The following is a 24,574-nucleotide window of genomic DNA, read 5'->3' as shown; positions in this document are numbered from 1 at the left end:
CCGTCCGCCGGCTCCCCTCCGCCCCGCCCGGGCGGGTGCCCCCGCACGCCCCCCCAACGCGTCCAGTGAGCGGACCGCCGCCCCACCGGATCACCCGGGTGCCGCACAATGGACGGCATGACCAGCACGCCCCGTGAGCCCGGCGCCCTCGACCCGCAGATCGCCGCCCGCCTCAAGCGCACCCCGGACGGCCTCCTGCCCGCCATCGCCCAGCAGTACGACACCGGTGAGGTGCTCATGCTGGGCTGGATGGACGACGAGGCGCTGCACCGCACGCTCACCACGGGCCGCTGCACCTACTGGTCCCGCAGCCGCCGCGAGTACTGGGTCAAGGGCGACACCTCCGGACACGTCCAGCACGTCAAGTCCGTCGCCCTCGACTGCGACGCGGACACCCTCCTCGTCAAGGTCGACCAGGTCGGCGCCGCCTGTCACACCGGCGACCGCACCTGCTTCGATGCCGGCACCCTGCCGCTGGGCCAGTAGGGTCACCCGCCATGGACCTGGAGACCTTCCGCAAGCTCGCCGCCGACCGCCGCGTCGTCCCCGTCAGCCGCACCCTCCTCGCGGACGGCGACACCCCGGTCGGGCTGTACCGCAAGCTCGCCGCCGAACGCCCCGGCACCTTCCTGCTGGAGTCCGCCGAGAACGGCCGCTCCTGGTCCCGCTACTCCTTCGTCGGGGTCCGCAGCGCCGCCACCCTCACCACCCGGGACGGCCGGGCGCACTGGCAGGGCACCCCGCCGGTGGGCGTACCCGTCGACGGCGACCCGCTCGCCGCGCTGCGCGCCACCGTCGAGACCCTGCACACCCCCCGCGACCTCACCGCCGGGATGCCGCCGTTCACCGGCGGCATGGTCGGCTACCTCGGGTACGACATCGTGCGCCGGCTGGAGAAGATCGGCCCCGGCGAACAGGACGACCTGAAGCTGCCCGAGCTGACGATGCTGCTCACCTCGGACCTCGCCGTGCTCGACCACTGGAACGGCACGGTGATGCTCATCGCCAACGCCATCAACCACAACGACCTCGACACCGGGGTGGACGAGGCATGGGCCGACGCCGTCGCCCGGCTCGACGCCATGGAGGCCGACCTCTCCCGGCCGCTCGCCCAGCCCCCCGCGGCGCTGCCGCCCTCGGAGCTGCCCGAGTTCACCGCCCGCTGGGGCGGCCCCGACTACCAGCTGGCCGTGGCGGACATCAAGGAGCGCATCCGCGCCGGCGAGGCGTTCCAGGTGGTGCCCTCCCAGCGCTTCGAGACCCCGTGCGAGGCGAGCGCCCTGGACGTGTACCGGGTCCTGCGGGCCACCAACCCGTCCCCGTACATGTACCTGATCCGCTTCGACGGGTTCGACGTCGTCGGCTCCTCGCCGGAGGCCCTGGTCAAGGTCGAGGACGGGCACGCCCTGCTGCACCCCATCGCCGGCACCCGGCCGCGCGGCGCCACGCCCCAGGAGGACCAGGCCCTCGCCGACGAACTCCTCGCCGACCCCAAGGAACGCGCCGAACACCTGATGCTGGTCGACCTCGGCCGCAACGACCTCGGCCGGGTCTGCGAGCCGGGTTCCGTCGAGGTCGTCGACTTCATGTCCATCGAGCGGTACTCGCACGTGATGCACATCGTCTCCACCGTCACCGGCCGCGTCGCCCCGGGCCGCACCGCGTACGACGTGCTGACCGCCTGCTTCCCCGCCGGCACGCTCTCCGGCGCGCCCAAGCCCCGGGCCATGCAGATCATCGACGAGTTGGAGCCCTCCCGGCGCGGCCTGTACGGCGGGTGCGTCGGCTACCTCGACTTCGCCGGGGACTCCGACACGGCCATCGCCATCCGCACCGCCCTGCTGCGCGACGGCACGGCGTACGTGCAGGCCGGGGCCGGGGTCGTCGCCGACTCCGACCCCGAGATGGAGGACCAGGAGTGCCGCAACAAGGCGGCGGCCGTGCTCCGGGCCGTCCACACGGCGAACCGCCTGGCCGGCGCCCGGGACACCGGGCGCGGCTGACGGGCCCCACCCCCGGGTCGGCCCGGCGGGTCGGGCAAGGGATAGTGGGGGAGTGACTTCCGCCGTACCGCAGCCCCGTGGGGGCACCGAACGACCGTCCGCCGGGGGCCGGGCCGGGCTCCGCAGTCTGGCCGTCGCCCTGTTGCTCGGCGCGGTCGGTTCCGCCGTGGCCCTGCTGGCCAGCCGTCAGGGGTGGACCGAGGGCACGGCCTCCGTCCCGGGCGGCGACTTCCCGCTGAGCGCCAAGGGCAGCGAGGTGACCGGCGTTCCCGCGGCCCTCGCGGTCGTCGGACTCGCCGCGCTGGTGGCCGTGTTCGCGGTCCGCCGGGCCGGCCGGGTGCTCGTCGCCGCGCTGCTCACCCTGTGCGGCGCGGGCACCGTCGTCGCCGCCGTGCTCGGTGCGAGCGACAGCGCCGCCCTGGACGACCGGGCCGCCGAGGTCTCGGGCGACGCCTCCGCGACCGTGGACGCCCTCAGCCACAGCAGCTGGCCCTACGTCGCCGCCGCCGGGGGACTGCTCATCCTGCTCGCGGGACTCCTGGCGCTGCGCTACGGCCGGCTGTGGCCCGCCATGTCCGGCCGCTACGAACGCGACGGCACCCCGCGCCGCCGCCGCGCCCCGGTCGTCGACCCCGACCGCCCCGAGGACCTGTGGAAGGCCATCGACCGCGGCGAGGACCCCACCCAGGCGGACGGTCCCTCGCCCGCCACGTAGGGGGACGGCCGAAAGGAGGGGCCCCGGGCCCCCGTTCAGCCGTACGGGTGCGCGCCGCCGCCCACCCCGCGCGCACACCGGACCCCTCCGTGCGGGAGAATGACCCCGAGCGTCCGGGTCGCCACGCGCAGCCGGTCGCACACAGCCGCCTTTCAGCAACGAGGAGCAAGTCATGTCGGGCAGCAGCCACGGTCACACCCCGGCCGCCTGGGTCAGCGTCATCATCGCCTTCGTGGGTTTCTGCGTCGCGGGTGCCTTCATGGTCATGGCGAACACGGTCGGCTTCTGGGCCGGCATGGCGATCCTCGCCCTCTCCCCGATCGTCGGCGGCGCCATGAGCATGGCCGGCATGGGACAGAAGCGGCCCAAGGACATCCTCCGCGCCGAGAGCTGAGGCCGCGGGGACGCCGCGCGCGGGGCCGACCCGCGCGACGGGCCCCGGGGGACGGGCGGGCCGGGTGACCACACCGGGGCCCGCCTTCCGTGCGTCCGGGGCCAGCCCGCGCGTTCTGGGGGGAGACGGACCCCGCCCGCCCCGCACGTCGCGCGCGGGCGGGACACCGGGGGCAGAATGCTCGCGTGAGCGCCGAATCCGAGTACGTCCCGGCCCCCGCCCCGGTCCCCGCCAGCACCGGAGCGGCCCCGCCCCGCCCCGACTCGCCCCTGCGGCGGCTCCTGGTGCCGTGGGGCGTCCTCGGCGCGGTGGCCGCGGGCTTCGCCTACGTGGGTGCAGTGGACCCGGGCGAACCCGGCCACTACCCGGCCTGTCCGCTGTTCCGGCTCACCGGCCTGCACTGTCCGGGCTGCGGGGGACTGCGCAGCGCCCACGCCTTCGTCCACGGGGACCTGGGCGCCGCCCTGGACGCCAATGCGCCCGCCGTCCTCGCGTACCTCGCCTTCGCCGTCCTGTGGACGACATGGGCGGTGCGCCGGGCGCGCGGACGGTCCTTCAGCGTCGTTCCGCCCACCGCGGTGCTCTGGGCCACCGGTGCGCTGCTGGCCGTCTTCACGGTTGTCCGGAACCTGCCGTTCGGTGGCTGGCTCAGACCTTGATCATCGAAGAACGTCCAGGTAGTGGGACCGTACGACACCGGATGCGGACCCGCTGCGGTCCTGCGGATACCATCACAGTGACCACCCGAACCGCTCACCGGCGTACGGGATCACAGCTTCACAGCATCACCGCCTCACACGTCAACCGTCAGGGAAGGGGGCCGCTCGCGTGAGTGTGCTCGACGAGATCATCGACGGAGTCCGTGCCGACCTCGCGGAAAGGCAGGCGCGGGTCAGCCTCGACGAGCTCAAGGAGCGCGCGGCGAAGGCTCCCGCGGTCCGCGACGGCGCCGCCGCACTCCGCGGCGAGGGCGTCCAGGTCATCTGCGAGGTGAAGCGGTCGAGCCCCTCCAAGGGCGCGCTCGCCGCGATCGCCGATCCCGCGGCGCTCGCCGCGGACTACCAGGCGGGCGGCGCCGCCGTCATCTCCGTCCTCACCGAACAGCGCAGGTTCGGCGGCTCCCTCGCCGACCTGGAGGCCGTCCGGGCCCGGGTGGACATCCCCGTCCTGCGCAAGGACTTCATCGTCACCTCCTACCAGCTGTGGGAGGCCCGTGCGTACGGGGCCGACCTCGCGCTGCTGATCGTGGCCGCCCTCGACCAGCCCGCCCTGGTGTCGCTCATCGAGCGGGCCGAGTCCATCGGGCTGACCCCGCTGGTGGAGGTCCACGACGAGGACGAGGTGGAACGGGCCGTCGACGCGGGCGCCCGGGTGATCGGGGTGAACGCCCGCAACCTGAAGACCCTCAAGGTCGACCGGGCCACCTTCGACCGGGTCGCGCCGGAGATCCCGGACGGGATCGTCAAGATCGCCGAGTCGGGCGTGCGCGGTCCGCACGACCTCATCGCGTACGCCAACGCCGGCGCCGACGCGGTGCTCGTCGGAGAGTCCCTGGTGACCGGCAAGGACCCCAAGACCGCCGTGTCCGACCTCGTCGCCGCCGGCGCGCACCCCGCCCTGCGGCACGGCAGGAGCTGACCGACCGGTGCCCATCGCGTCCCGACTCGCCCGCGGCTGCAAGCCGCGCGGCTGCCGCGCGCCCGCGCGCAAGGTCCGGGGACGCCGGGTGCGGTACGTGATCGGGGACGAGCCGGGGCAGGTCAACGGGATGCGATGGTGCGCCCCCGACGGCACAGGACCAAGGCAGACCACCCGCACGGCGGGGTCCACGCGGGGCTGACGCCCGCCCCGCGGTCCGGACCCGGTGCGGTGCCGCCGCCCGCCGGGACGACACGTGGTCCGGGCGGTTCGGCGCAGCAGCGCCGGGCCCGCCCGGGACCGCGCTCGCCCGGCCGCTGCGCCGTCCTGTGCACCGTGGCCATCGTCGGACTACATCCGGGGCGCGCGCCCCGCGAGGAACACACATGCCCAGTGATTTTTTCGTCCCCGACCCCGAGGGTCGGGTCCCCAACGTCGAGGGGTACTTCGGCGCGTTCGGCGGGAAGTTCATCCCGGAGGCCCTGGTGGCCGCCGTCGACGAGGTCGCCGTCGAGTACGACAAGGCCAAGACGGACCCCGTGTTCGCCGCCGAACTCGAAGACCTCCTCGTCCACTACACGGGGCGTCCCAGCGCCCTGACCGAGGTCCCGCGCTTCGCCGAACACGCCGGCGGCGCCCGGGTGTTCCTCAAGCGCGAGGACCTCAACCACACCGGCTCGCACAAGATCAACAACGTGCTCGGGCAGGCCCTGCTCACCAAGCGCATGGGCAAGACCCGCGTCATCGCCGAGACCGGTGCCGGTCAGCACGGCGTGGCCACCGCCACCGCCTGTGCGCTGTTCGGCCTCGAATGCACCATCTACATGGGCGAGATCGACACCCAGCGCCAGGCGCTGAACGTCGCCCGGATGCGCATCCTCGGCGCCGAGGTCATCGCCGTGAAGTCCGGTTCCCGCACCCTCAAGGACGCCATCAACGAGGCGTTCCGCGACTGGGTCGCCAACGTGGACCGCACCCACTACCTGTTCGGCACCGTCGCCGGCCCCCACCCCTTCCCGGCCATGGTGCGCGACTTCCACCGGGTCATCGGCGTCGAGGCCCGCCGCCAGATCCTGGAGCGGGCCGGCCGGCTGCCCGACGCGGCCGTGGCCTGCGTCGGCGGCGGCTCCAACGCCATCGGTCTGTTCCACGCGTTCCTCCCGGACGCCGCGGTCCGGCTCATCGGCTGCGAACCGGCCGGGCACGGCATCGAGACCGGGGAGCACGCGGCGACCCTGACCGCCGGCGAGCCGGGCATCCTGCACGGCTCCCGCTCGTACGTCCTCCAGGACGACGAGGGCCAGATCACCGAGCCGTACTCCATCTCCGCGGGTCTCGACTACCCCGGCATCGGCCCCGAGCACGCCTACCTCAAGGACAGCGGGCGCGGCGAGTACCGCGCCGTCACGGACGACGCCGCGATGCAGGCGCTGCGCCTGCTGTCCCGCACCGAGGGCATCATCCCGGCCATCGAGAGCGCGCACGCGCTGGCCGGCGCCCTGGAGGTGGGCCGGGAACTCGGTCCGGACGGACTGGTCCTGGTGAACCTCTCCGGCCGCGGCGACAAGGACATGGACACCGCCGCGCGGTACTTCGGGCTGTACGACAGCGACACCGACGCCGTCGTGGCGGCGAACAGCGACGGCGGCGCCGCCGAGATCCAGGGGGACGCGAAGTGAGCGGGACGACCAGCACCGGCGCTCCGGAGGCCGGAGCGCACCTCGGGGGCCAGGGCGAACTGTTGAGCGCCACCCTCGCCGGGGCGCGCGCCGAGGGCCGGTCGGCGCTCATCGCCTACCTCCCGGCCGGGTTCCCCACCGTCGACGGCGGCATCGACGCCGTGAAGGCGGTCTTCGAGGGCGGGGCCGACGTCGTGGAGGTGGGGCTCCCGCACAGCGACCCCGTCCTGGACGGGCCGGTCATCCAGACCGCCGACGACATCGCGCTGCGCGGCGGCGTGCGGATCGCGGACGTGATGCGCACGGTCCGCGAGGCGTTCCTCGCCACCGGCAAGCCGGTCCTGGTGATGACGTACTGGAACCCGATCGACCGGTACGGCGTCGAGCGGTTCACCGCGGAGCTGGCCGAGGCCGGCGGCGCCGGCTGCATCCTGCCCGACCTGCCGGTCCAGGAGTCGGCGCAGTGGCGGGAGAACGCCGACAAGCACGGACTCGTCACCGTGTTCGTCGTGGCGCCCAGCAGCCGGGACGCCCGGTTGGCCGAGATCACGGCCGCCGGCTCCGGATTCGTCTACGCCGCCTCGCTGATGGGCGTCACCGGCACCCGGGAGTCGGTGGGGGAGCAGGCGCAGGACCTGGTGCGGCGCACCCGCGTCAGCACCGAGCTGCCGGTGTGCGTCGGGCTCGGAGTGTCCAACGCCCGGCAGGCCGCCGAGGTCGCCGGCTTCGCCGACGGGGTGATCGTCGGCTCGGCCTTCGTCAAGCGGATGCTGGACGCGGACGGTCCCGCCGAGGGGCTGGCCGCGGTGCGACAGCTGGCCGCCGAGCTCGCCGAGGGCGTGCGCAGCCACCGCTGAGCCGGTCCCGCTCCGGGGCGCGCGGCCATCGTGCGCGCGCCCCGGAGCGAGGGGGCGGTTCCCGGGGCCTGCTCGGGGCCGCTTCACCCGAAGGGATGGTCCTCCCGCCGGGTGGGGACGGCGGCGGCACTGTGTCGTTTGCCGGGTGTGAGTGACAAGAACCGTGAGGGAAAGCGCACAGCCCGCGAGCGGCTGGCGGTCGAACGCGAGCGTGAGAAGGGGCGCGAGAAGCGCCGCCGGACCCTGATCGTCAGCAGCGCCGTCGTCGGCGTGCTGGGGTTGGCCAGCGTGATCGGCGTGATCGCCGCGAATTCCGGCGGCAGCAAGGGCGACACCTCGGGCCCCGTGGTCGTGCCGAAGGGCGCCACCGGCCAGGACGGGTTGGTCATCCCGGTGGGCAAGAGCAACGCCAAGTCGACCCTCACGATCTGGGAGGACTTCCGCTGTCCCGTCTGCAAGATCTTCGAGGACACCTACCGGTCGACCATCCACGAGCTGACCGACAGCGGCAAGCTCAAGGTCGACTACCGCTTCGCGACCCTGATCGACGGCAACATGGGCGGCAGCGGTTCGCTGCACGCGGCCAATGCGGCGGCCTGCGCCCAGGAGGCCGGGAAGTTCCCCGCCTACCACGACGTCCTCTTCGAGAACCAGCCCGCCGAGACCGATGACGCCTTCGCCAGCAACTCCAAGCTGATCGACCTCGCCGGCGAGGTCGACGGGCTCGCCACGGACCCCTTCCGCAACTGCGTCAACGACGGTACGCACAACAGTTGGGTCGCCAAGTCCAACAAGGCGTTCCAGGACGGCGACCTGCGGGGCACCCCGACCGTCCTGCTGAACGGCAAGGACGTCTACAGCGACCAGGCGAACCCGTTGACCCCGGCGAAGCTCAAGCAGCTGGTCGAGGACGCCGACCAGGGCTGACCCGGGACCGACCGGAGCGGTCCGGCAGGGGCGGCGGGGGCGGCGGGGCGCCGACATCGAGACAAGATCGGACAAGGGCCCCGTGCCCCGCACCAGGGCCGGGCCCGTTACCCAGACGTGTCCGGGGTCGGTTGTCGGATGCGGCGCCGGGCAGGGTAGCGTCGGATCTGCCATGGAACTTGCCTTCATCCCCAGCCCGTCACGCGGTGTGGTGCATCTCGGGCCCATCCCGCTCCGCGGCTACGCGTTCTGCATCATCATCGGTGTCTTCCTGGCGGTCTGGCTCGGCAACCGCCGCTGGATCGCCCGGGGCGGACGGGCCGGAACGGTCGCCGACATCGCCGTCTGGGCCGTGCCCTTCGGTCTGGTCGGCGGTCGCATCTACCACGTGATCACCGATTACGAGCTGTACTTCGGTGCGGGCCGGGACTGGGTCGACGCCTTCAAGATCTGGGAGGGCGGCCTCGGCATCTGGGGCGCCATCGCCTTCGGTGCGGTCGGCGCCTGGATCGGCTGCCGCCAGCGCGGCATCCCGCTGCCCGCCTACGCGGACGCCGTCGCCCCGGGCATCGCCCTCGCCCAGGCCATCGGCCGCTGGGGCAACTGGTTCAACCAGGAGCTGTACGGTCGGCCCACCGACCTGCCGTGGGCCGTGGAGATCACCGCTTCCACCGACGGTCGGGTCCCCGGCACGTACCACCCGACGTTCCTGTACGAGTCGCTGTGGTGCGTGGGCGTCGCGGTCCTGGTCATCTGGGCGGACCGCCGCTTCCGGCTGGGACACGGACGGGCCTTCGCCCTGTACGTCGCCTCCTACTGCGCCGGCCGCTTCTGGATCGAGTACCTGCGGGTCGACGAGGCCCACCACATCTTCGGGCTGCGCCTCAACAACTGGACGGCGCTCCTGGTCTTCGTGCTCGCCGTCGTCTACTTCGTGCTGTCGCTGAAGAAGCGCCCCGGCCGCGAGGAGATCGTCGAGCCGGCCGAGGGCACGGGAACCACCGACTCCACCGAGGGCCCGGCCGACGGTGCTGACGTCGCCGACGCCGCTGGCGCGGCCGAGGAGACCGGCGACGGGGCGGGCAAGGAGCCCCGCAAGCCGCGGGGGCCGACGACGAAGGCGGCGGGGTCCGGGGCCGACAAGGGCTGAACCGGTCCCGCGCGACGGAACCGAACGCAGAACCGCAGAACCGCAGAACCGAAGAGGGGACGGACCAGGTGTCCGTCCCCTCTCGGCGTGCCCGCACCCGGCAGCACCCCGGCCCGCGGCGGGTAAGTATGGCCTTCCTTGCTGGTGAGAGACGTTTTTCGTGCGTAAGTTCGGGAGTGTTCGTACGAAAATCGAGGAAGGGAGTCGGCGGGGCCATGGCCATCATCGACACTCAGGCGCCCCTTCATGAGGCGCACCGGGACAACCACACGCACCGGGACGTCAACGGTGGGTGGCTGCGGCCCGCGGTGTTCGGAGCGATGGACGGCCTGGTCTCCAACCTGGCCCTGATGACCGGTGTCGCCGGCGGTGACGTCTCCCAGCGGACGATCGTGATCACCGGTCTCGCGGGACTCGCGGCGGGTGCGTTCTCGATGGCGGCGGGGGAGTACACCTCGGTGGCCTCGCAGCGGGAGCTGGTGCAGGCCGAGCTGGCGGTGGAGCGCCGGGAGCTGCGCAAGCACCCGCAGGACGAGGAACGCGAACTGGCGCAGCTGTACGAGGCCCGGGGCGTGGAACCGGAGCTGGCCCGCGAGGTCGCGCGACAACTGTCGAAGGACCCCGAACAGGCACTGGAGATCCACGCCCGCGAGGAGCTGGGGGTCGATCCGACGGACCTGCCGTCCCCGACGGTCGCCGCCGTCTCGTCGTTCGGGGCCTTCGCCCTGGGCGCGCTGCTGCCCGTGCTGCCGTACCTGCTGGGCGCCGGCGCCCTGTGGCCCGCGGTCCTGGTGGCGCTCGTCGGACTGTTCCTGTGCGGGGCGGTCGTGGCGAAGGTGACCGCACGGTCCTGGTGGTACAGCGGACTGCGCCAGCTGGTCCTGGGCGGTGCCGCCGCCGCCCTGACCTATCTCCTGGGCACGCTCATCGGGACGGCCGTAGGATGACGTCGGGCGCCCGGCACCGGTGAGGTACGCGAGAAGTCGCGGAGACAACTGTTACCGCGCGGTTTCGAATCTTTGACGGCTGGGCATGAGCCGTAAGCGCTGTGGGCAACGAAGCCCTCCCGCTCCCCGAGGACCCCTGGTCGCCGACCCGACCCGACCAGAGGGGTCCCCGCACCAAGGCCGCCGACGTCCTGGGCCCCGGACAGCACCGGGGCCGGCCGACGGTCCCCGTCCCCCGCACCACCCCGCTGAGCCGCCCCTCGCAGGAGCTGACCGCTTGACCTCCGGTACCGTCCGGTGTCCGGATGGTGAAATGCGTAATCCGCTTTTCGAGAAGCATTCCATCATGTAACCTGCACGAAATTTTCGCAGAGGGCCAACGTCGTCCCTCGGCACTGGAAACATGCCACGACGACGACGGGAGTGCCGATGCGTACGCCGCGCCAGCCGTCCCAGCTCCCCGTGAGCGCCCCCTGGGCGCACATGGACGCTCGCCCTGCCGCACAGGGGATGTACGACCCGCGCAACGAGCACGACGCCTGTGGCGTCGGTTTCGTGGCCACCCTCACCGGCGAGGCGAGCCACACGCTGGTCGACCAGGCACTCACGGTTCTCCGCAACCTTGAGCACCGCGGCGCCACCGGCTCCGAGCCCGACTCCGGGGACGGCGCCGGAATCCTCACCCAGGTGCCCGACGCGTTCCTCCGCGAGATCACCGACTTCCCGCTGCCCGATGCCGGCGCCTACGCCGTCGGCATCGCCTTCCTGCCGCAGCACGGCACCGACGAGCACACTGCGCGCCTCGACGTCATCGCCGCCGAAGAGGGCCTGACCGTCCTCGGCTGGCGCGAGGTGCCCGTGGCGCCCCAGCTCCTCGGCGCCACCGCCCGCTCCACGATGCCGGTCTTCCGACAGCTGTTCGTCACGGACGGCACGAACACCGGGATCGCCCTCGACCGCAAGGCGTTCGTGCTGCGCAAGCGCGCCGAGCGCGAGGCCGGGGTGTACTTCCCCTCGCTGTCCGCGCGGACGATCGTCTACAAGGGCATGCTCACCACCGGACAGCTCGAACCGTTCTTCCCCGACCTGTCCGACCGCCGCTTCGCCAGCGCCGTCGCGCTGGTGCACTCCCGGTTCTCCACCAACACGTTCCCGAGCTGGCCGCTCGCCCACCCGTACCGGTTCGTCGCCCACAACGGTGAGATCAACACCGTCAAGGGCAACCGCAACTGGATGCGCGCCCGTGAGTCGCAGCTCGCCTCCGACCTCTTCGGCGACCAGGCCGCCCTCGACCGGATCTTCCCGATCTGCACCCCGGACGCCTCCGACTCGGCGTCCTTCGACGAGGTCCTGGAACTCCTCCACCTCGGCGGGCGCTCACTGCCGCACAGCGTGCTGATGATGATCCCGGAGGCGTGGGAGAACCACACCTCCATGGACGCGGAGCGCCGCGCCTTCTACCAGTTCCACGCCACGATGATGGAGCCCTGGGACGGCCCCGCCTGCGTCACCTTCACCGACGGCGTCCAGGTCGGCGCCGTCCTCGACCGCAACGGACTGCGTCCGGGCCGCTACTGGGTAACCGATGACGGGCTCGTCGTCCTCGGCTCCGAGGTGGGCGTCCTCGACATCGACCCCGCGCGCGTCGTCCGCAAGGGCCGCCTCCAGCCCGGCCGGATGTTCCTGGTGGACACCGCCGAGCACCGCATCATCGAGGACGACGAGATCAAGGCCGGCCTCGCCGCCGAGCTGCCCTACCGGGAGTGGCTGGAGGTCGGCGAGATCGAGCTGGAGGACCTCCCCGAGCGCGAGCACATCGTGCACACCCACGCCTCGGTCACCCGCCGCCAGCAGACCTTCGGCTACACCGAGGAGGAACTGCGCATCCTGGTCGCCCCGATGGCGAAGTCCGGCACGGAACCCATCGGCTCCATGGGCACCGACACCCCCATCGCGGCCCTCTCCGCGCGGCCCCGCCTGCTCTTCGACTACTTCACCCAGCTCTTCGCGCAGGTCACCAACCCGCCGCTGGACGCCATCCGCGAGGAGCTGGTGACCTCGCTGCGCTCCTCGCTGGGCCCGCAGGGCAACCTCCTCGACCCGACCGCCGCGTCCTGTCGCAGCGTCACCCTGCCGTTCCCCGTCATCGACAACGACGAGCTGGCCAAGCTCATCCACATCAACGCCGACGGCGACATGCCCGGGATGAAGGCCGTGACGCTGTCCGGTCTGTACCGGGTCTCCGGCGGCGGTGACGCGCTCGCCGCCCGGCTGGACGCCATCTGCGCCGAGGCCGACGACGCGATCGACGCCGGCGCCCGACTGGTCGTGCTGTCCGACCGGCACTCCGACGCCGAGCACGCGCCGATCCCGTCGCTGCTGCTCACCGCCGCGGTCCACCACCACCTCATCCGCACCAAGCAGCGCACCCACGTGGGCCTGCTGGTCGAGGCGGGCGACGTGCGCGAGGTCCACCACGTGGCCCTGCTCATCGGCTTCGGCGCCGCCGCGGTCAACCCGTACCTCGCCATGGAGTCCGTCGAGGACCTGGTCCGCGCCGGGACGTTCCTGCCCGGGGGCGAGCCCGAGGACGCGATCCGGAACCTGATCTACGCGCTGGGCAAGGGCGTCCTCAAGGTCATGTCCAAGATGGGCATCTCGACCGTCGCCTCCTACCGGGGCGCCCAGGTCTTCGAGGCCGTCGGCCTGGCCGACGCGTTCGTCGACCGCTACTTCAACGGCACCGCCACCAAGATCGGCGGCGTCGGCATCGACGTCATCGCCGAGGAGGTCGCCGCCCGGCACGCCAAGGCGTACCCGGTGTCCGGGATCGCGCCGGCGCACCGCGCGCTGGAGATCGGCGGCGAGTACCAGTGGCGCCGCGAGGGCGAGCCGCACCTGTTCGACCCGGAGACCGTCTTCCGGCTCCAGCACGCCACCCGCAACCGCCGCTACGACGTCTTCAAGCAGTACACGGACCGGGTGAACGAGCAGTCCGAGCGGCTGATGACGCTGCGCGGCCTGTTCCACTTCGACAGCGGACGCACCCCCGTCCCGCTGGACGAGGTCGAGTCCGTCGCCGACATCGTCAAGCGGTTCTCGACCGGTGCCATGTCGTACGGGTCCATCTCCCGCGAGGCCCACGAGACGCTGGCCATCGCCATGAACCAGCTCGGCGGCAAGTCCAACACCGGTGAGGGCGGCGAGGACCCGGAGCGGCTGTACGACCCGGCGCGCCGTTCCTCCATCAAGCAGGTCGCCTCCGGCCGCTTCGGCGTCACCTCCGAGTACCTGGTGAACGCCGACGACATCCAGATCAAGATGGCCCAGGGCGCCAAGCCCGGCGAGGGCGGCCAGCTGCCCGGCCACAAGGTGTACCCGTGGGTCGCCAAGACCCGGCACTCCACCCCGGGCGTCGGGCTGATCTCCCCGCCGCCGCACCACGACATCTACTCCATCGAGGACCTCGCCCAGCTCATCCACGACCTGAAGAACGCCAACCCGAAGGCCCGCATCCACGTGAAGCTGGTCTCCGAGGTCGGCGTCGGCACGGTCGCCGCGGGCGTCTCCAAGGCCCACGCGGACGTCGTCCTCATCTCCGGCCACGACGGCGGCACCGGCGCCTCCCCGCTCACCTCGCTCAAGCACGCCGGCGGTCCCTGGGAACTCGGCCTCGCCGAGACCCAGCAGACCCTGCTGCTCAACGGGTTGCGGGACCGGATCGTCGTCCAGACCGACGGTCAGCTCAAGACCGGCCGCGACGTGGTGATCGCCGCGCTGCTCGGCGCCGAGGAGTTCGGTTTCGCGACCGCGCCGCTCGTCGTCTCCGGCTGCGTGATGATGCGCGTCTGCCACCTGGACACCTGCCCGGTCGGCATCGCCACCCAGAACCCGGTGCTGCGCGACCGGTTCTCCGGCAAGGCCGAGTTCGTCGTCAACTTCTTCGAGTTCGTCGCCGAGGAGGTCCGCGAGATCCTCGCCGAGCTGGGCTTCCGCTCCATCGAGGAGGCCGTCGGCCACGCGGAGGCGCTCGACGTCAGCCGGGCCGTCCACCACTGGAAGGCCCAGGGCCTCGACCTCGCGCCGCTGTTCCACGTCCCGGAACTGGCCGAGGGCGCCGTCCGCCACCAGCTCGTCGCGCAGGACCACGGGCTGGAGAAGGCACTCGACAACGAGCTGATCCGGATCGCCGCCGACGCGCTCGCCGCCACCTCGCAGGAAGCGGCGGCCCCGGTGCGCGCCCGGGTCGCGATCCGCAACATCAACCGCACCGTCGGCACCATGCTCGGTCACGAGGTGACCCGGAAGTTCGGTGGCGCGGGCCTGCCCGACGACACCATCGACATCACCTTCACCGGGTCCGCGGGCCAGTCGTTCGGCGCGTTCGTGCCGCGCGGGGTCACCCTGCGGCTGGAGGGCGACGCCAACGACTACGTCGGCAAGGGCCTGTCCGGCGGACGGATCGTCGTCCGGCCCGACCGCTCGGCCGACCACCTCGCCGAGTTCTCCACCATCGCCGGCAACACCATCGGCTACGGCGCCACCGGCGGCGAGATGTTCCTGCGGGGCCGCACCGGCGAACGGTTCTGCGTCCGCAACTCCGGGGCGCTGGTCGTCTCCGAGGGCGTCGGTGACCACGGCTGCGAGTACATGACCGGCGGCCAGGCCGTCGTGCTCGGCGAGACCGGGCGGAACTTCGCCGCCGGCATGTCCGGCGGTACCGCGTACGTCATCGACCTCGACCCGGCCCACGTCAACGCCGGCAACCTCGGCGCCGTGGAACCCCTCGACGCCGACGACAAGCAGTGGCTGCACGACGTGGTGCGCCGCCACCACGAGGAGACCGCTTCCACGGTCGCCGGGAAGCTGCTCGCCGAGTGGGACACCGCCGCCGACCGCTTCAGCAAGATCATCCCCAGTACGTACAAGGCAGTGCTCGCCGCCAAGGACGCCGCCGAGCGAGACGGGCTCTCCGAGTCCGAGATCACCGAGAAGATGATGGAGGCGGCGATCAATGGCTGACCCGAAGGGCTTCCTGAACCACGGCCGCCAGGGCGCCTGTTCCCGCCCGGTGCCGGAGCGGGTGCGCGACTGGAACGAGGTCTACGTCCCCGGCTCCCTGCTGCCGATCATCAGCGACCAGGCGAGCCGCTGCATGGACTGCGGCATCCCGTTCTGCCACAACGGGTGCCCGCTCGGGAACCTCATCCCCGAGTGGAACGACTTCGCCTACCGCAAGGACTGGCAGGCCGCCTCCGAGCGCCTGCACGCCACCAACAACTTCCCCGAGTTCACCGGGCGGCTCTGCCCCGCCCCGTGCGAGTCGGCCTGCGTCCTCGGCATCAACCAGCCCGCGGTGACCATCAAGAACGTCGAGGTCTCCATCATCGACCAGGCGTGGGACAACGGGGACGTCGCCCCGCAGGCCCCCGACCGGCTGTCGGGCAAGACCGTCGCCGTCATCGGCTCCGGTCCCGCCGGCCTCGCCGCCGCCCAGCAGCTCACCCGGGCCGGGCACACCGTCGCCGTCTACGAGCGGGCCGACCGCGTCGGCGGGCTGCTGCGGTACGGCATCCCCGAGTTCAAGATGGAGAAGCGGCACATCAACCGCCGCATCGAGCAGATGCGCGCCGAGGGCACCAAGTTCCGCACCGGCGTGGAGATCGGCCGGGACATCGACGCGGTGAAGCTGCGCAAGCGGTACGACGCCGTCGTCATCGCCGCCGGCGCCACCGTCTCCCGGGACCTGCCCGTGCCCGGCCGCGAGCTGGGCGGCGTCCACTTCGCGATGGAGTACCTGCCGCTCGCCAACAAGGTGCAGGAGGGCGACTACGTCACCCCGCCGATCACCGCCGAGGGCAAGCACGTCGTCGTCATCGGCGGCGGCGACACGGGCGCCGACTGCGTGGGCACGGCCCACCGCCAGGGCGCGCTGTCCGTGACCCAGCTGGAGATCATGCCGCGCCCCGGCGAGGAGCGGAACGCCAACCAGCCGTGGCCGACCTTCCCCATGCTGTACAAGGTGACCTCCGCGCACGAGGAGGGCGGCGAGCGGGTCTACTCCGTGTCCACCACCCACTTCGAGGGCGACGAGGACGGCAACGTCCAGGCACTGCACCTGGTCGAGGTCGAGTTCGTGGACGGCAAGCTGGTGCAGCGGCCCGGCACCGAGCGCACCCTGCCCGCGCAGCTGGTCACCCTGGCGATGGGCTTCACCGGGACCGACCAGGAGAACGGGCTCGTCGCCCAGTTCGGGCTGGAACTCGACGCGCGCGGGAACGTCGCCCGGGACGCCGAGTACCAGACCAACGTGCCCGGCGTGTTCGTCGCCGGGGACGCCGGACGGGGACAGTCGCTCATCGTGTGGGCGATCGCCGAGGGGCGCTCCGCGGCCCGGGGGGTCGACCGCTTCCTGACCGGAGCGAGCGAGCTGCCCTTCCCGGTGCGGCCCACCGACCGGTCCATCATGGTCTGACCCGCGGCGGTCCCTGACCGCCCGACGGACTGACGGTCCGTCACCAGTCGTTCCGTACAACGGCGTACGGTACAGCTCGGCGCCCGCCCCCGTCCCCGACCGGACGTGGGGGTCGGGCGCCGAGCACTTCCGTCCCGGTGCGGGTTCTTCCCGGGTCGCGCGGGGTGGGAGAGTGGAGGGATGAGTCAGCAGCACCGTGCGCCGCGCCGAAGCGGTCCGCCGCTCAGGGTGACCACCCGCAACGCCAGGTTCCAGCAGTGGCAGGCCCTCCTGGGCAACCGCACCAAGCGCCAGCGGGCGGGGGAGTTCCTGGTGCAGGGGGTCCGGCCCCTCACCCTCGCGCTGGACCACGACTGGCCACTGCGCGAGGTACTGTACGCCGGGGACCGCAGCCCCTCCCGCTGGGCGCGCGACTTCCTCGACCGGGTCCCCGCCGAGACCACCCGGATCGCGGTGGCCTCGGAGCTCCTGCACGAACTCGGCGGCAAGGAGGACACGGTCCCCGAGCTGCTGGGCGTGGCGGCGATGCCGGAGGACCGGCTCGACCGGATGTCCCCGGGCCCCGACTTCCTGGGCGTGGCCTTCGACCGGCCCATCACCCCGGGCAACATCGGCACCCTGGTCCGCTCGGCCGACGCCTTCGGCGCCCACGGGGTCGTCGTCTCCGGCCACGCCGCCGACATCTACGACCCCAAGTCGCTGCGCGCGAGCACCGGCTCCCTCTTCGCGGTCCCGGTGGTCCGGGTGCCGTCCCCGCAGTCCGTCGCCGACTGGGCGAAGGAGCTCCGGGGTCGAGGGGTGCCGCTGCGGATCGTCGGCACCGACGAGCGGGGGACCGCCGGGCTCACGCAGACGGATCTGACGGGCCCGGTGCTCGTGGTGATCGGCAACGAGACCTCGGGGATGAGCGGGGCCTGGCGGGAACTGTGCGACGAGACGGTGAGCATTCCGATCGGCGGGGCCGCCAGCTCCCTCAACGCGGCGGCGGCGGCGACCGTCCTGCTCTACGAGACGGCGCGGCAGCGGGGCTTCCCCTCCCACTGACCTGTTGACCGCCGCGCGCTGATACAGAACTGTGAACTGAATTCACGGGCATTTATGTCGTGCGGGATGTCAAGATGTCTGCATGGCAGGTCACAGGAAGCACACGCAGTTGCCGCGGGTCCTCGGGACGCTCGCCGGGGTCTCCCTCGCGGTCGGAGTCCTCCCCGGAATCTCCGTCGCCCCCTTCGAGTCCGGGGGCGTCGCCCTGGTCGTCACGGTCTCGCTCTTCGTCATCGTCAACCAACTGGTCTACGCCTACCCGAACGAGATACGAACCGCCCCCGTCGGGGTGCTGCTCCTCCTCGCGGCGTTCGGCTTCGTCCAGGACACCCTCATCTGGCTGCTGGTCTCGTACGCTGCGGACCAGTCGATCGGTGGTCACACGGTCGACGGGTTCCTGACCGCGTTGCTCGGCGGGCTCCTGGTCCGCGGAGTCACGCTGGCCGCCCTGTGCGTGGCCCCGGGCCGCCCCGCGCAGACCTGAGTCCCCTGCGGTACGTCCACCCGGGGGTGCGCAGCTCCGTGCGGTGCGCTGGAGCTTCGCGCAGTTCCCCGCGCCCCTATCGGGTGCGTCCACCTTGGGGTGCGCTGTCCTGTGCGGTGCGCTGGGTGCTTCGCGCAGTTCCCCGCGCCCCTATCGGGTGCGTTCGTCTGGGGGTGCGCTGTTCCGTGCGGTGCGCTGGGTGCTTTGCGCAGTTCCTCGCGCCCCTATCGGGGCCCGTCTGTGGCTGCGGATGGCGGCATCGAGAAGCGCCCGAGATCCAGGGGCGCGGGGAACTGCGCAACAGCGGGACGCACCCCCACCGAACAACGCACCCCCAGCGGAACGCACCAAAGGGGCGCGGGGAACTGCGTAAAACCACCGCGCACCCGCACTGAGCGGCGCACCTCCAGCGGAACGCACCGAAGGGGCGCGGGGAACTGCGCAAAACCACCGCGCACCCGCACTGAGCGGCGCACGTCGAGCGGGACGTATCGAAGGGGGCGCGGGGAACGGCGCGGGCAACCACCGCGCACCCGCGCTGAGCAGCGCACCGGCAGGACTCAGGCGGGCCCACCAGGTCGGACGGCCTCCAGGAGCCGTACGACCTCCGCGTGGCCCGCATCCCGGGAGTCACCAGACCGAGCCGCGCCGTCCGGACCGAGCAACCACACCTCAACCCGCTCCGTGCCGCACGCACCAAGCGCCCGCCGCACCGAAGCGCGCGCCCCCGGCGCAACGTGCGCGGCCCGCAGCCTCGCCGCCAACTCCACCTCGACGTCCAGGCCGGACCAGTGCCGCGCCCGGGCCAGGGCCTCCGCCCGCCCGGCCACGGCGCCCCGGCCGAGCAGCGCCCGCACGATCGCAGGCGAGCCCCGATCGGCCGCCGCGCACAGCAGGGGCTCCCCGCCGGCCCCGGGAAGCTCGGGGTCGGCCCCCGCATCGAGCAACGCGGCCACCACCTCGACGTGCCCGCCGCGCACCGCCCAGGCCAGGGGAGTGAGGTCGAACTCCTCCCGGGCGTCCGGCCGGGCCCCCGCGGCCAAGAGTTCCCGCACCGCCCCGAGGTGGCCCCAGACCGCCGCCGCGCACAGCGGCAGCCCCTCCGTGCCGCTCGGCCGATCGGGCGCCGCCCCCGCCGCCAGCAACAGGCGGACGAGGTCGGCGGAGCCCTGGACGGCGGCGGCGTACAGCGGTGTCAGTCCGTCCTCGTCCGGGCCGTCCGGGTCGAACCCCCGCTCCAGCAGCTCTGCGAGTTCCCGCGCGGCGCCCTCGGGGTCCCTGGCGCTCAGCAGTACGGCGGCGTGGAGCGGTTCACCGGGAGAGTCCATGACGGCACCCTGACCGAAACCGCAGCCCCGGCACAAGGCGATTTCCGCCGGCGTGCGCCCCCGGGGTCAGGTGTCGCAGTCCAGCACCGTCCGGCACAGCGCGCAACGCACCCGGACCGGTCCGCGCACCGGGACCCTGATCCGCTGGTGGCAGGTGGGGCAGGCGAACCGCACCCGTAGGGGTGAACGGCCCTCGAAGCAGTACCGGTCGTCGGAGCCCGGCGCCGCCCCGCGGTCCCGGGCGCTGCGACGGTCCCGTGCGTACCGGCGGCGCCCCGCCCAGCCCGCCGCCGCCAACGGCGGTTGCCGCGCGTCCGACCGGGCCCGGGCCAGCCCCCGTGCGTACGCCTCGTACGCCTGCGGGCTGGTGAACCACGGCGACGGGTCCTCGTCGAACAGCAGCGCCCGTTTGGCGAGGACGTACCCGTACTCCTCGGGGGTCAGGTACCCGAGCTTCTGCGAGGAGACGGCGTCCTCCCGGTACGCGTCGAGGAGCAGCCACCCCGCGCCCAGGTACGCGGCGGTGGTGTCGGTCAGGATCTCGTTGTCCCCGGTGCCGGGGAACGACAGGTCGAGCCGGTGCAGGTACACGTGCGCCACTTCGTGGGCGAGGGCCGCGCCGATGTCCCGCCGATGGGTGCGGAACCGGTCGTTCAGCTCGACGAAGTACTCCGGCCCGGGAGTCAGTTCCACGTGCGCGGCATGGGTCATCTCCCGGAAGCTGACGATCATCCGGGCGTGCGGCAGCCGGTAGTGCCGCACCATCTCGCGGGCCACCCGCTGCGCCCCGAGGTGCAGGTCGTCGAGGTCGTCGAAGGCCACGTCGGCCGGGGTGACGCTGGTGCCGAAGGCGTCGACGGTGTCGCGGGACAGCCGTCGGTACAGGGCGGTGATCGCCGACCGCACCGTCTCCAGGTGGGGGAATCCGTGTTCGACCGTTCCGCCGTTCGCCACGTCCGAACCCCCTGAAGGCGCTGAACCGATTTCCACTGTAGGTGGGTTCACGCCGCCCGCGTGTGGCCGGTGTCCGGAATCGGGCCCTTGCCGCGGACCGCGGGCGATCTCCATAATCCAGAAACGCTTGGCGGGTCCATGTCATATTCAGGGTCGGGGTGGTACGTGCCGACCGGCGCGCACCGCACCGAGCCCGCACCACCCCCGTCCGGCGGCCACCCTCCCCCACGAAGGGACGCACCTTGAAGATCCTGAAGAAGTTCGCCGGCGTCAGACGGCTCATAGCCGCCGGTGCGGTCCTCCTCGCCGCCGTCTCGCTCCAGCCCCTCAGCACCGCACAGGCCGCCCCCTCGCCCGTCGTCGGCGGCACCCGGGCGGCCCAGGGCGAGTTCCCGTTCATGGTCCGGCTCTCCATGGGCTGCGGCGGCACCCTCTACACCCAGCAGATCGTCCTCACCGCCGCGCACTGCGTCAGCGGCTCGGGGCCGAACACCTCCATCACCGCGACCGCCGGGGTGGTCGACCTCCGCAGCCCCAACGCCATCACGGTGCGCTCCACCTACGTGCTGCAAGCCCCCGGCTACAACGGCACCGGCAAGGACTGGGCCCTCATCAAGCTCGCCCAGCCCATCAACCTGCCCACGCTGAACATCGCCACCACCACCGCCTACAACACCGGGACCTTCACCGTCGCCGGATGGGGCGCCGCGCGCGAGGGCGGCGCCCAACAGCGGTACCTGCTGAAGGCGAACGTCCCGTACGTCAGCGACGCCGTCTGCCAGCAGGCGTACGGGTCCTCCCTGGTGCCCGACGAGGAACTGTGCGCCGGCTACGTCCAGAACGGCGGGGTGGACACCTGTCAGGGCGACTCCGGCGGACCCATGTTCCGCCGGGACGCCGCCGGGGCCTGGATCCAGGTCGGCATCGTGAGCTGGGGACAGGGCTGCGCACGGCCCGGCTACCCCGGGGTGTACACCGAGGTGTCCACCTTCGCCGCAGAGATCGCCTCCGAGGCCAGCACCCTGTAACCGTCCGACCGGCAGGGCCGAAGCATGCGGCCCCCGGTGCTCCGTCCCTCCCCTCGCGTGTGCCCGTGGGGACGCCGGAGCACCGGGGGCCGTCGCACCCGTGGCTCAGGGCGGGGTGAGGACGGGCGCGGCGCCGGGCGCCTCGCACTCCAACAGCCACAGCTCGTTGACGCCCTCGCGGAGCAACGGCCCCGGGACGTACCACCCGCGCTGCGGGCCCACCGACCAGTAGCGCCCCACGTTGACGCCGTTGACCCAGGCGAAACCCCGACCCCAGCCGGGCAGCTCCAGCACCGCGTCCCCCACCGGCCCCCGCACCTCGAAGCCGCCCCGGTACAACCCCCGCCCGTCGTCGTCCGGCTCCGCGCCGTCCGGTCCGTCCACCGGCTCCAGCCCGCGCACCCGCTCCGCGTCGTCGAACGCGTCGAGCCGCAGCGCCCGCGCCCGCACCCCGTGCAGGTACTGCCGCTCGTGCAGGACCCCGCCCGTCAGCCCCTTCGCCTCCCCGAGCCGCGGCCCGTAGTTCACCCGGCCCAGCGACTCCACCCACAGCTCCAGCCGGGCCGGCCCCGTGACCGGTACCGGGAGCACCGCGTCCTGTTCGGTGAGCGTCCCCGCCCACACCCCGTCCACGGAGACCCGGGCGAGGTCCCGCAGCCCCCGCACCCGCACCTCGTACGGCTGCCGGGGCCCGGGCACCTCCAGCGCGTACCGCACCAGCCCCCGGTCCACCCCCAGCTCCTCGAACGTCGGCGGCACCCCGTGCGTCGACTCCGGGTCGCCGAGCCCCTCCAACACCGTCGCCAACGGCACCCGCTCCAACGGCCCGGCCGTCACCGGCGCGCCCAGCACCGGGGGAGCCGGCGGAACCGGGGGCAAGGGGCCGTCCGCGTACGCGGCGAGGACCTCCCGCATCAACCGGAACTTCTCCGTCGCCCGGCCGAACTCGTCCACCGGGGCGTCGTAGTCGTACGAGGTGACGTCCGGCTCCAGCCGCCCGTCGTGCAGCTCCCCGGCGCGGTTCGCCCCCGCCCACCCCGCGAAGTTCGTCCCCCCGAACGCCATGTACAGATTGACCGACGCACCGCACTCCAGGATCTCCCGCAGCGCCCCGGCGGCGTCCTGCGCGTCCCGCACCACGTGCTCCGCGCCCCAGTGGTCGAACCAGCCGCACCAGAACTCCATGCACATCAGCGGCCCCGTCGCCCGGTGTCGACGCAGCGCGTCGAAGCCCTCCCGCGCCCGCGACCCGAAGTTCACCGTGGCCAGCACGCCCGGCACCGACCCCCCGGTCAGCATGTGGTCCTCGGGCCCGTCCGAGGTGAACAGCGGCACCCGCACCCCGAGGTCCACCAGCAGGTCCGCGAGCCCCCGCAGATACGCGGCGTCCGACCCGTACGAGCCGTACTCGTTCTCCACCTGCACCATGAGCACCGGGCCCGCGCGGTCGATCTGCCGCTCCACGACCTGCGGCAACAGCGCCCCGAACCAACGCTCCACGGCCCCCAGGAACTCCGGGTCCCGGGTCCGCACCCGCGGGCCCAGCGGCCCCGTCACCCAGTGCGGCAAGCCGCCGTTCTCCCACTCGGCGCAGATGTACGGCCCCGGCCGCACGAGCGCCCACATGCCGGCCGCCCGCACCGCGTCCAGGAACCGCCCCACCTGCTCCACGTCCCGGAACACGCCCGGCCGCGGCTCGTGCAGGTTCCACGGCACGTACGTCTCGACGCAGTTCAGACCGAGCGCCCGCAGCATGGCCAACCGGTGGCCCCACTGCTCCTCGTGCACCCGGAAGTAGTGCAGCGCCCCCGACAGCAGCCGCACCGGCCGCCCGTCGATCTCGAAGTCGTCCTCGCCCACCCTGAACTCGGCCATCACGTCCCTCTCGCTCACCGGCACCCACACGATCACCCCTGGCGGGCGGCCCGGTCCATGGACAAAGATCAAGGGTGATTGGACGCAAGGGCTCCGCACCGTCCCCGCGGGGCCGGCCGTGCCCCGCCGCGATCCGGTCCACCGGCGCCGACGGAGACGACGAGCGAGGGAAGACGGATGTATCACACCTGGATGCGGTACTTCACGCCGAGCCCGCTGCACCAGCGACTCGGGCTCGTCTGTCTCGGCGTCGGGCTGCAACACGGCACCCTCCCCACCGTCGGACCGCGCACCCTCGACCACCACGTCGCCGTCGTCATCACCGCAGGACGGGGCTGGTACCGCAGCTCCGACGGCCGCCGCACCACCATCACCGCGCCCGCCCTGCTCTGGCTCACCCCCGGCGTCCCCCACCACTACGGACCCGACCCCGGCACCGGCTGGGACGAGAGCTTCGTCGACTTCTCCGGCCCGGCCACCGCCACCTACACCGAACTCGGCTACATCGAACCGGAACGGCCCGTCGTCGCGCTCGCCGATCCCTCCGGGCCCCGCGCCGCCGTCGGTCGCATCGCCCGCGCGGCCCGCCGCGGCAATCCCCTCCTCGACGTGGAGACCGGGGCCGCGGTCCACGAACTCCTCGTCGCCCTGCGCCGCGCCCGCGCCGGCGCGGCCCCCGACGGCGACCCCGTCCTCCAGGCCCTGGCCCGGGACGCCTGCCAGCCGCTGTCCGTCGCCGAGCACGCCGCCCGCCACGGAATGACGCCCGCGGAACTGCGCACCGCCGTCCGCCGCGCCGCCGGGTGCAGCCCCAAGGACTACCTCCTCGGCATCCGGCTCGGCCGCGCCAAGGAACTGCTCGCCGCCACGGAACTCCCCGTCGCCGCCGTCGCCCGCCGCGTCGGCTACGACGACCCCGCGTACTTCTCCCGGCTCTTCACCCGCCGCGTCGGCACGGCCCCCGTGCGCTTCCGGGAGCAACAGGGCCGTGCGGTGCCCGGCGGCTGGTCCACCACCGTCCCCGACCCCGACGACCCCCCGACCCTCCGCCCCGCCCGCCCCGTAGGGTGATCCAC

Annotated in this window: 22 protein-coding genes; 19 read left to right on the top strand and 3 right to left on the bottom strand. The window is 72.8% G+C overall.

From position 1 onward, the window contains the following. Nucleotides 1-117 precede the first annotated feature (117 nt). The 17 genes from hisI to ACFWIA_RS18730 all read left to right on the top strand — a co-directional run bounded on the left by hisI (nucleotide 118) and on the right by ACFWIA_RS18730 (nucleotide 18,313). The gene (gene hisI, locus ACFWIA_RS18810) at nucleotides 118-486 is read left to right on the top strand and encodes a phosphoribosyl-AMP cyclohydrolase (RefSeq protein ID WP_387006228.1); all 369 of its coding nucleotides are present in this window, start codon (nucleotides 118-120) and stop codon (nucleotides 484-486) included. An 11-nt stretch (nucleotides 487-497) separates the two neighbouring features. Beyond that, nucleotides 498-2,003, top strand: coding sequence for an anthranilate synthase component I (locus tag ACFWIA_RS18805; protein ID WP_387006225.1), 1,506 nt, complete (start codon nucleotides 498-500; stop codon nucleotides 2,001-2,003). Nucleotides 2,004-2,055: 52 nt separating this feature from the next. Beyond that, on the top strand, nucleotides 2,056-2,718 hold the full coding sequence (locus ACFWIA_RS18800; RefSeq protein WP_387006222.1) for a TIGR02234 family membrane protein: 663 nt from the start codon (nucleotides 2,056-2,058) through the stop codon (nucleotides 2,716-2,718). 172 nt (nucleotides 2,719-2,890) lie between these two features. Then, nucleotides 2,891-3,112: an HGxxPAAW family protein gene (locus ACFWIA_RS18795; RefSeq protein WP_385485502.1), complete on the top strand. Its 222-nt coding sequence runs from the start codon at nucleotides 2,891-2,893 to the stop codon at nucleotides 3,110-3,112. A gap of 269 nt (nucleotides 3,113-3,381) precedes the next feature. Next, nucleotides 3,382-3,771 (top strand): DUF2752 domain-containing protein, encoded by a 390-nt coding sequence (locus tag ACFWIA_RS18790; RefSeq protein ID WP_387006288.1) that lies wholly within the window; start codon nucleotides 3,382-3,384, stop codon nucleotides 3,769-3,771. Nucleotides 3,772-3,940: 169 nt separating this feature from the next. Continuing rightward, on the top strand, nucleotides 3,941-4,750 hold the full coding sequence (gene trpC, locus ACFWIA_RS18785; protein WP_387006220.1) for an indole-3-glycerol phosphate synthase TrpC: 810 nt from the start codon (nucleotides 3,941-3,943) through the stop codon (nucleotides 4,748-4,750). A gap of 7 nt (nucleotides 4,751-4,757) precedes the next feature. Beyond that, on the top strand, nucleotides 4,758-4,952 hold the full coding sequence (trpM, locus tag ACFWIA_RS18780) for a tryptophan biosynthesis modulator TrpM (RefSeq protein ID WP_387006217.1): 195 nt from the start codon (nucleotides 4,758-4,760) through the stop codon (nucleotides 4,950-4,952). A 184-nt stretch (nucleotides 4,953-5,136) separates the two neighbouring features. Beyond that, complete coding sequence (trpB, locus tag ACFWIA_RS18775; protein WP_387006216.1) at nucleotides 5,137-6,429, top strand: tryptophan synthase subunit beta; 1,293 nt, start codon at nucleotides 5,137-5,139, stop codon at nucleotides 6,427-6,429. A gap of 59 nt (nucleotides 6,430-6,488) precedes the next feature. Then, nucleotides 6,489-7,286 (top strand): tryptophan synthase subunit alpha, encoded by a 798-nt coding sequence (gene trpA, locus ACFWIA_RS18770; protein WP_387006286.1) that lies wholly within the window; start codon nucleotides 6,489-6,491, stop codon nucleotides 7,284-7,286. A gap of 147 nt (nucleotides 7,287-7,433) precedes the next feature. Then, complete coding sequence (locus ACFWIA_RS18765) at nucleotides 7,434-8,213, top strand: DsbA family protein (protein ID WP_387006213.1); 780 nt, start codon at nucleotides 7,434-7,436, stop codon at nucleotides 8,211-8,213. Between the two features lie 172 nt (nucleotides 8,214-8,385). Then, a complete protein-coding gene (lgt, locus tag ACFWIA_RS18760) occupies nucleotides 8,386-9,363 on the top strand; it encodes a prolipoprotein diacylglyceryl transferase (protein WP_387006210.1) in 978 nt (325 codons plus the stop codon). Nucleotides 9,364-9,578: 215 nt separating this feature from the next. Beyond that, nucleotides 9,579-10,310 (top strand): VIT1/CCC1 transporter family protein, encoded by a 732-nt coding sequence (locus ACFWIA_RS18755; RefSeq protein WP_387006208.1) that lies wholly within the window; start codon nucleotides 9,579-9,581, stop codon nucleotides 10,308-10,310. Between the two features lie 101 nt (nucleotides 10,311-10,411). Next, nucleotides 10,412-10,591 (top strand): hypothetical protein, encoded by a 180-nt coding sequence (locus ACFWIA_RS18750; protein WP_387006205.1) that lies wholly within the window; start codon nucleotides 10,412-10,414, stop codon nucleotides 10,589-10,591. A gap of 148 nt (nucleotides 10,592-10,739) precedes the next feature. Then, nucleotides 10,740-15,332 (top strand): glutamate synthase large subunit, encoded by a 4,593-nt coding sequence (gltB, locus tag ACFWIA_RS18745; RefSeq protein WP_387006202.1) that lies wholly within the window; start codon nucleotides 10,740-10,742, stop codon nucleotides 15,330-15,332. Next, nucleotides 15,325-16,785 carry a glutamate synthase subunit beta gene (locus ACFWIA_RS18740; RefSeq protein ID WP_387006199.1) on the top strand — a complete coding sequence of 487 codons (1,461 nt, stop codon included), beginning with the start codon at nucleotides 15,325-15,327 and terminating at the stop codon, nucleotides 16,783-16,785. The genes gltB and ACFWIA_RS18740 overlap by 8 nt, the downstream gene beginning before the upstream one ends. A 180-nt stretch (nucleotides 16,786-16,965) precedes the next feature. Beyond that, nucleotides 16,966-17,829 carry a TrmH family RNA methyltransferase gene (locus ACFWIA_RS18735; protein ID WP_387006196.1) on the top strand — a complete coding sequence of 288 codons (864 nt, stop codon included), beginning with the start codon at nucleotides 16,966-16,968 and terminating at the stop codon, nucleotides 17,827-17,829. 82 nt (nucleotides 17,830-17,911) lie between these two features. Then, entirely contained in the window at nucleotides 17,912-18,313 is a 402-nt protein-coding gene (locus ACFWIA_RS18730; RefSeq protein WP_387006193.1) for a hypothetical protein, read from the top strand. 560 nt (nucleotides 18,314-18,873) lie between these two features. On the opposite strand, the gene ACFWIA_RS18725 is transcribed toward ACFWIA_RS18730, so the two are convergent. After that, the gene (locus tag ACFWIA_RS18725; protein WP_387006190.1) at nucleotides 18,874-19,641 is read right to left on the bottom strand and encodes an ankyrin repeat domain-containing protein; all 768 of its coding nucleotides are present in this window, start codon (nucleotides 19,639-19,641) and stop codon (nucleotides 18,874-18,876) included. Between the two features lie 66 nt (nucleotides 19,642-19,707). After that, complete coding sequence (locus ACFWIA_RS18720) at nucleotides 19,708-20,595, bottom strand: hypothetical protein (RefSeq protein WP_387006187.1); 888 nt, start codon at nucleotides 20,593-20,595, stop codon at nucleotides 19,708-19,710. A 248-nt stretch (nucleotides 20,596-20,843) separates the two neighbouring features. Here ACFWIA_RS18720 and ACFWIA_RS18715 point away from each other — a divergent pair, with 248 nt between their 5' ends. Next, nucleotides 20,844-21,623 carry a serine protease gene (locus ACFWIA_RS18715; RefSeq protein WP_387006283.1) on the top strand — a complete coding sequence of 260 codons (780 nt, stop codon included), beginning with the start codon at nucleotides 20,844-20,846 and terminating at the stop codon, nucleotides 21,621-21,623. Between the two features lie 105 nt (nucleotides 21,624-21,728). Here the strand turns inward: ACFWIA_RS18715 and ACFWIA_RS18710 are convergent, their stop codons facing one another. After that, on the bottom strand, nucleotides 21,729-23,498 hold the full coding sequence (locus tag ACFWIA_RS18710) for a beta-galactosidase family protein (protein ID WP_387006280.1): 1,770 nt from the start codon (nucleotides 23,496-23,498) through the stop codon (nucleotides 21,729-21,731). A 177-nt stretch (nucleotides 23,499-23,675) separates the two neighbouring features. Here ACFWIA_RS18710 and ACFWIA_RS18705 point away from each other — a divergent pair, with 177 nt between their 5' ends. Continuing rightward, nucleotides 23,676-24,569, top strand: coding sequence for a helix-turn-helix domain-containing protein (locus ACFWIA_RS18705; RefSeq protein ID WP_387006184.1), 894 nt, complete (start codon nucleotides 23,676-23,678; stop codon nucleotides 24,567-24,569). The last annotated feature ends 5 nt before the right edge of the window (nucleotides 24,570-24,574 follow it).

Origin of the sequence: Streptomyces sp. NPDC127068 (assembly GCF_042724695.1) — a bacterium.
GTDB lineage: Bacteria > Actinomycetota > Actinomycetes > Streptomycetales > Streptomycetaceae > Streptomyces.
Note: the sequence above shows the minus strand (reverse complement) of the source record. Positions and strands in the feature narration are given on the sequence as shown.

What these genes read in the sequence shown, in the direction of transcription:
- hisI (WP_387006228.1), top strand. Translation starts at nt 118, where the DNA reads ATGACCAGCACGCCCCGTGAGCCCGGCGCCCTCGACCCGCAGATCGCC.
- ACFWIA_RS18805 (WP_387006225.1), top strand. Translation starts at nt 498, where the DNA reads ATGGACCTGGAGACCTTCCGCAAGCTCGCCGCCGACCGCCGCGTCGTC.
- ACFWIA_RS18795 (WP_385485502.1), top strand. Translation starts at nt 2,891, where the DNA reads ATGTCGGGCAGCAGCCACGGTCACACCCCGGCCGCCTGGGTCAGCGTC.
- trpB (WP_387006216.1), top strand. Translation starts at nt 5,137, where the DNA reads ATGCCCAGTGATTTTTTCGTCCCCGACCCCGAGGGTCGGGTCCCCAAC.
- lgt (WP_387006210.1), top strand. Translation starts at nt 8,386, where the DNA reads ATGGAACTTGCCTTCATCCCCAGCCCGTCACGCGGTGTGGTGCATCTC.
- ACFWIA_RS18755 (WP_387006208.1), top strand. Translation starts at nt 9,579, where the DNA reads ATGGCCATCATCGACACTCAGGCGCCCCTTCATGAGGCGCACCGGGAC.
- gltB (WP_387006202.1), top strand. Translation starts at nt 10,740, where the DNA reads ATGCGTACGCCGCGCCAGCCGTCCCAGCTCCCCGTGAGCGCCCCCTGG.
- ACFWIA_RS18740 (WP_387006199.1), top strand. Translation starts at nt 15,325, where the DNA reads ATGGCTGACCCGAAGGGCTTCCTGAACCACGGCCGCCAGGGCGCCTGT.
- ACFWIA_RS18735 (WP_387006196.1), top strand. Translation starts at nt 16,966, where the DNA reads ATGAGTCAGCAGCACCGTGCGCCGCGCCGAAGCGGTCCGCCGCTCAGG.
- ACFWIA_RS18730 (WP_387006193.1), top strand. Translation starts at nt 17,912, where the DNA reads ATGGCAGGTCACAGGAAGCACACGCAGTTGCCGCGGGTCCTCGGGACG.
- ACFWIA_RS18725 (WP_387006190.1), bottom strand. Translation starts at nt 19,641, where the DNA reads ATGGACTCTCCCGGTGAACCGCTCCACGCCGCCGTACTGCTGAGCGCC.
- ACFWIA_RS18710 (WP_387006280.1), bottom strand. Translation starts at nt 23,498, where the DNA reads ATGGCCGAGTTCAGGGTGGGCGAGGACGACTTCGAGATCGACGGGCGG.
- ACFWIA_RS18705 (WP_387006184.1), top strand. Translation starts at nt 23,676, where the DNA reads ATGTATCACACCTGGATGCGGTACTTCACGCCGAGCCCGCTGCACCAG.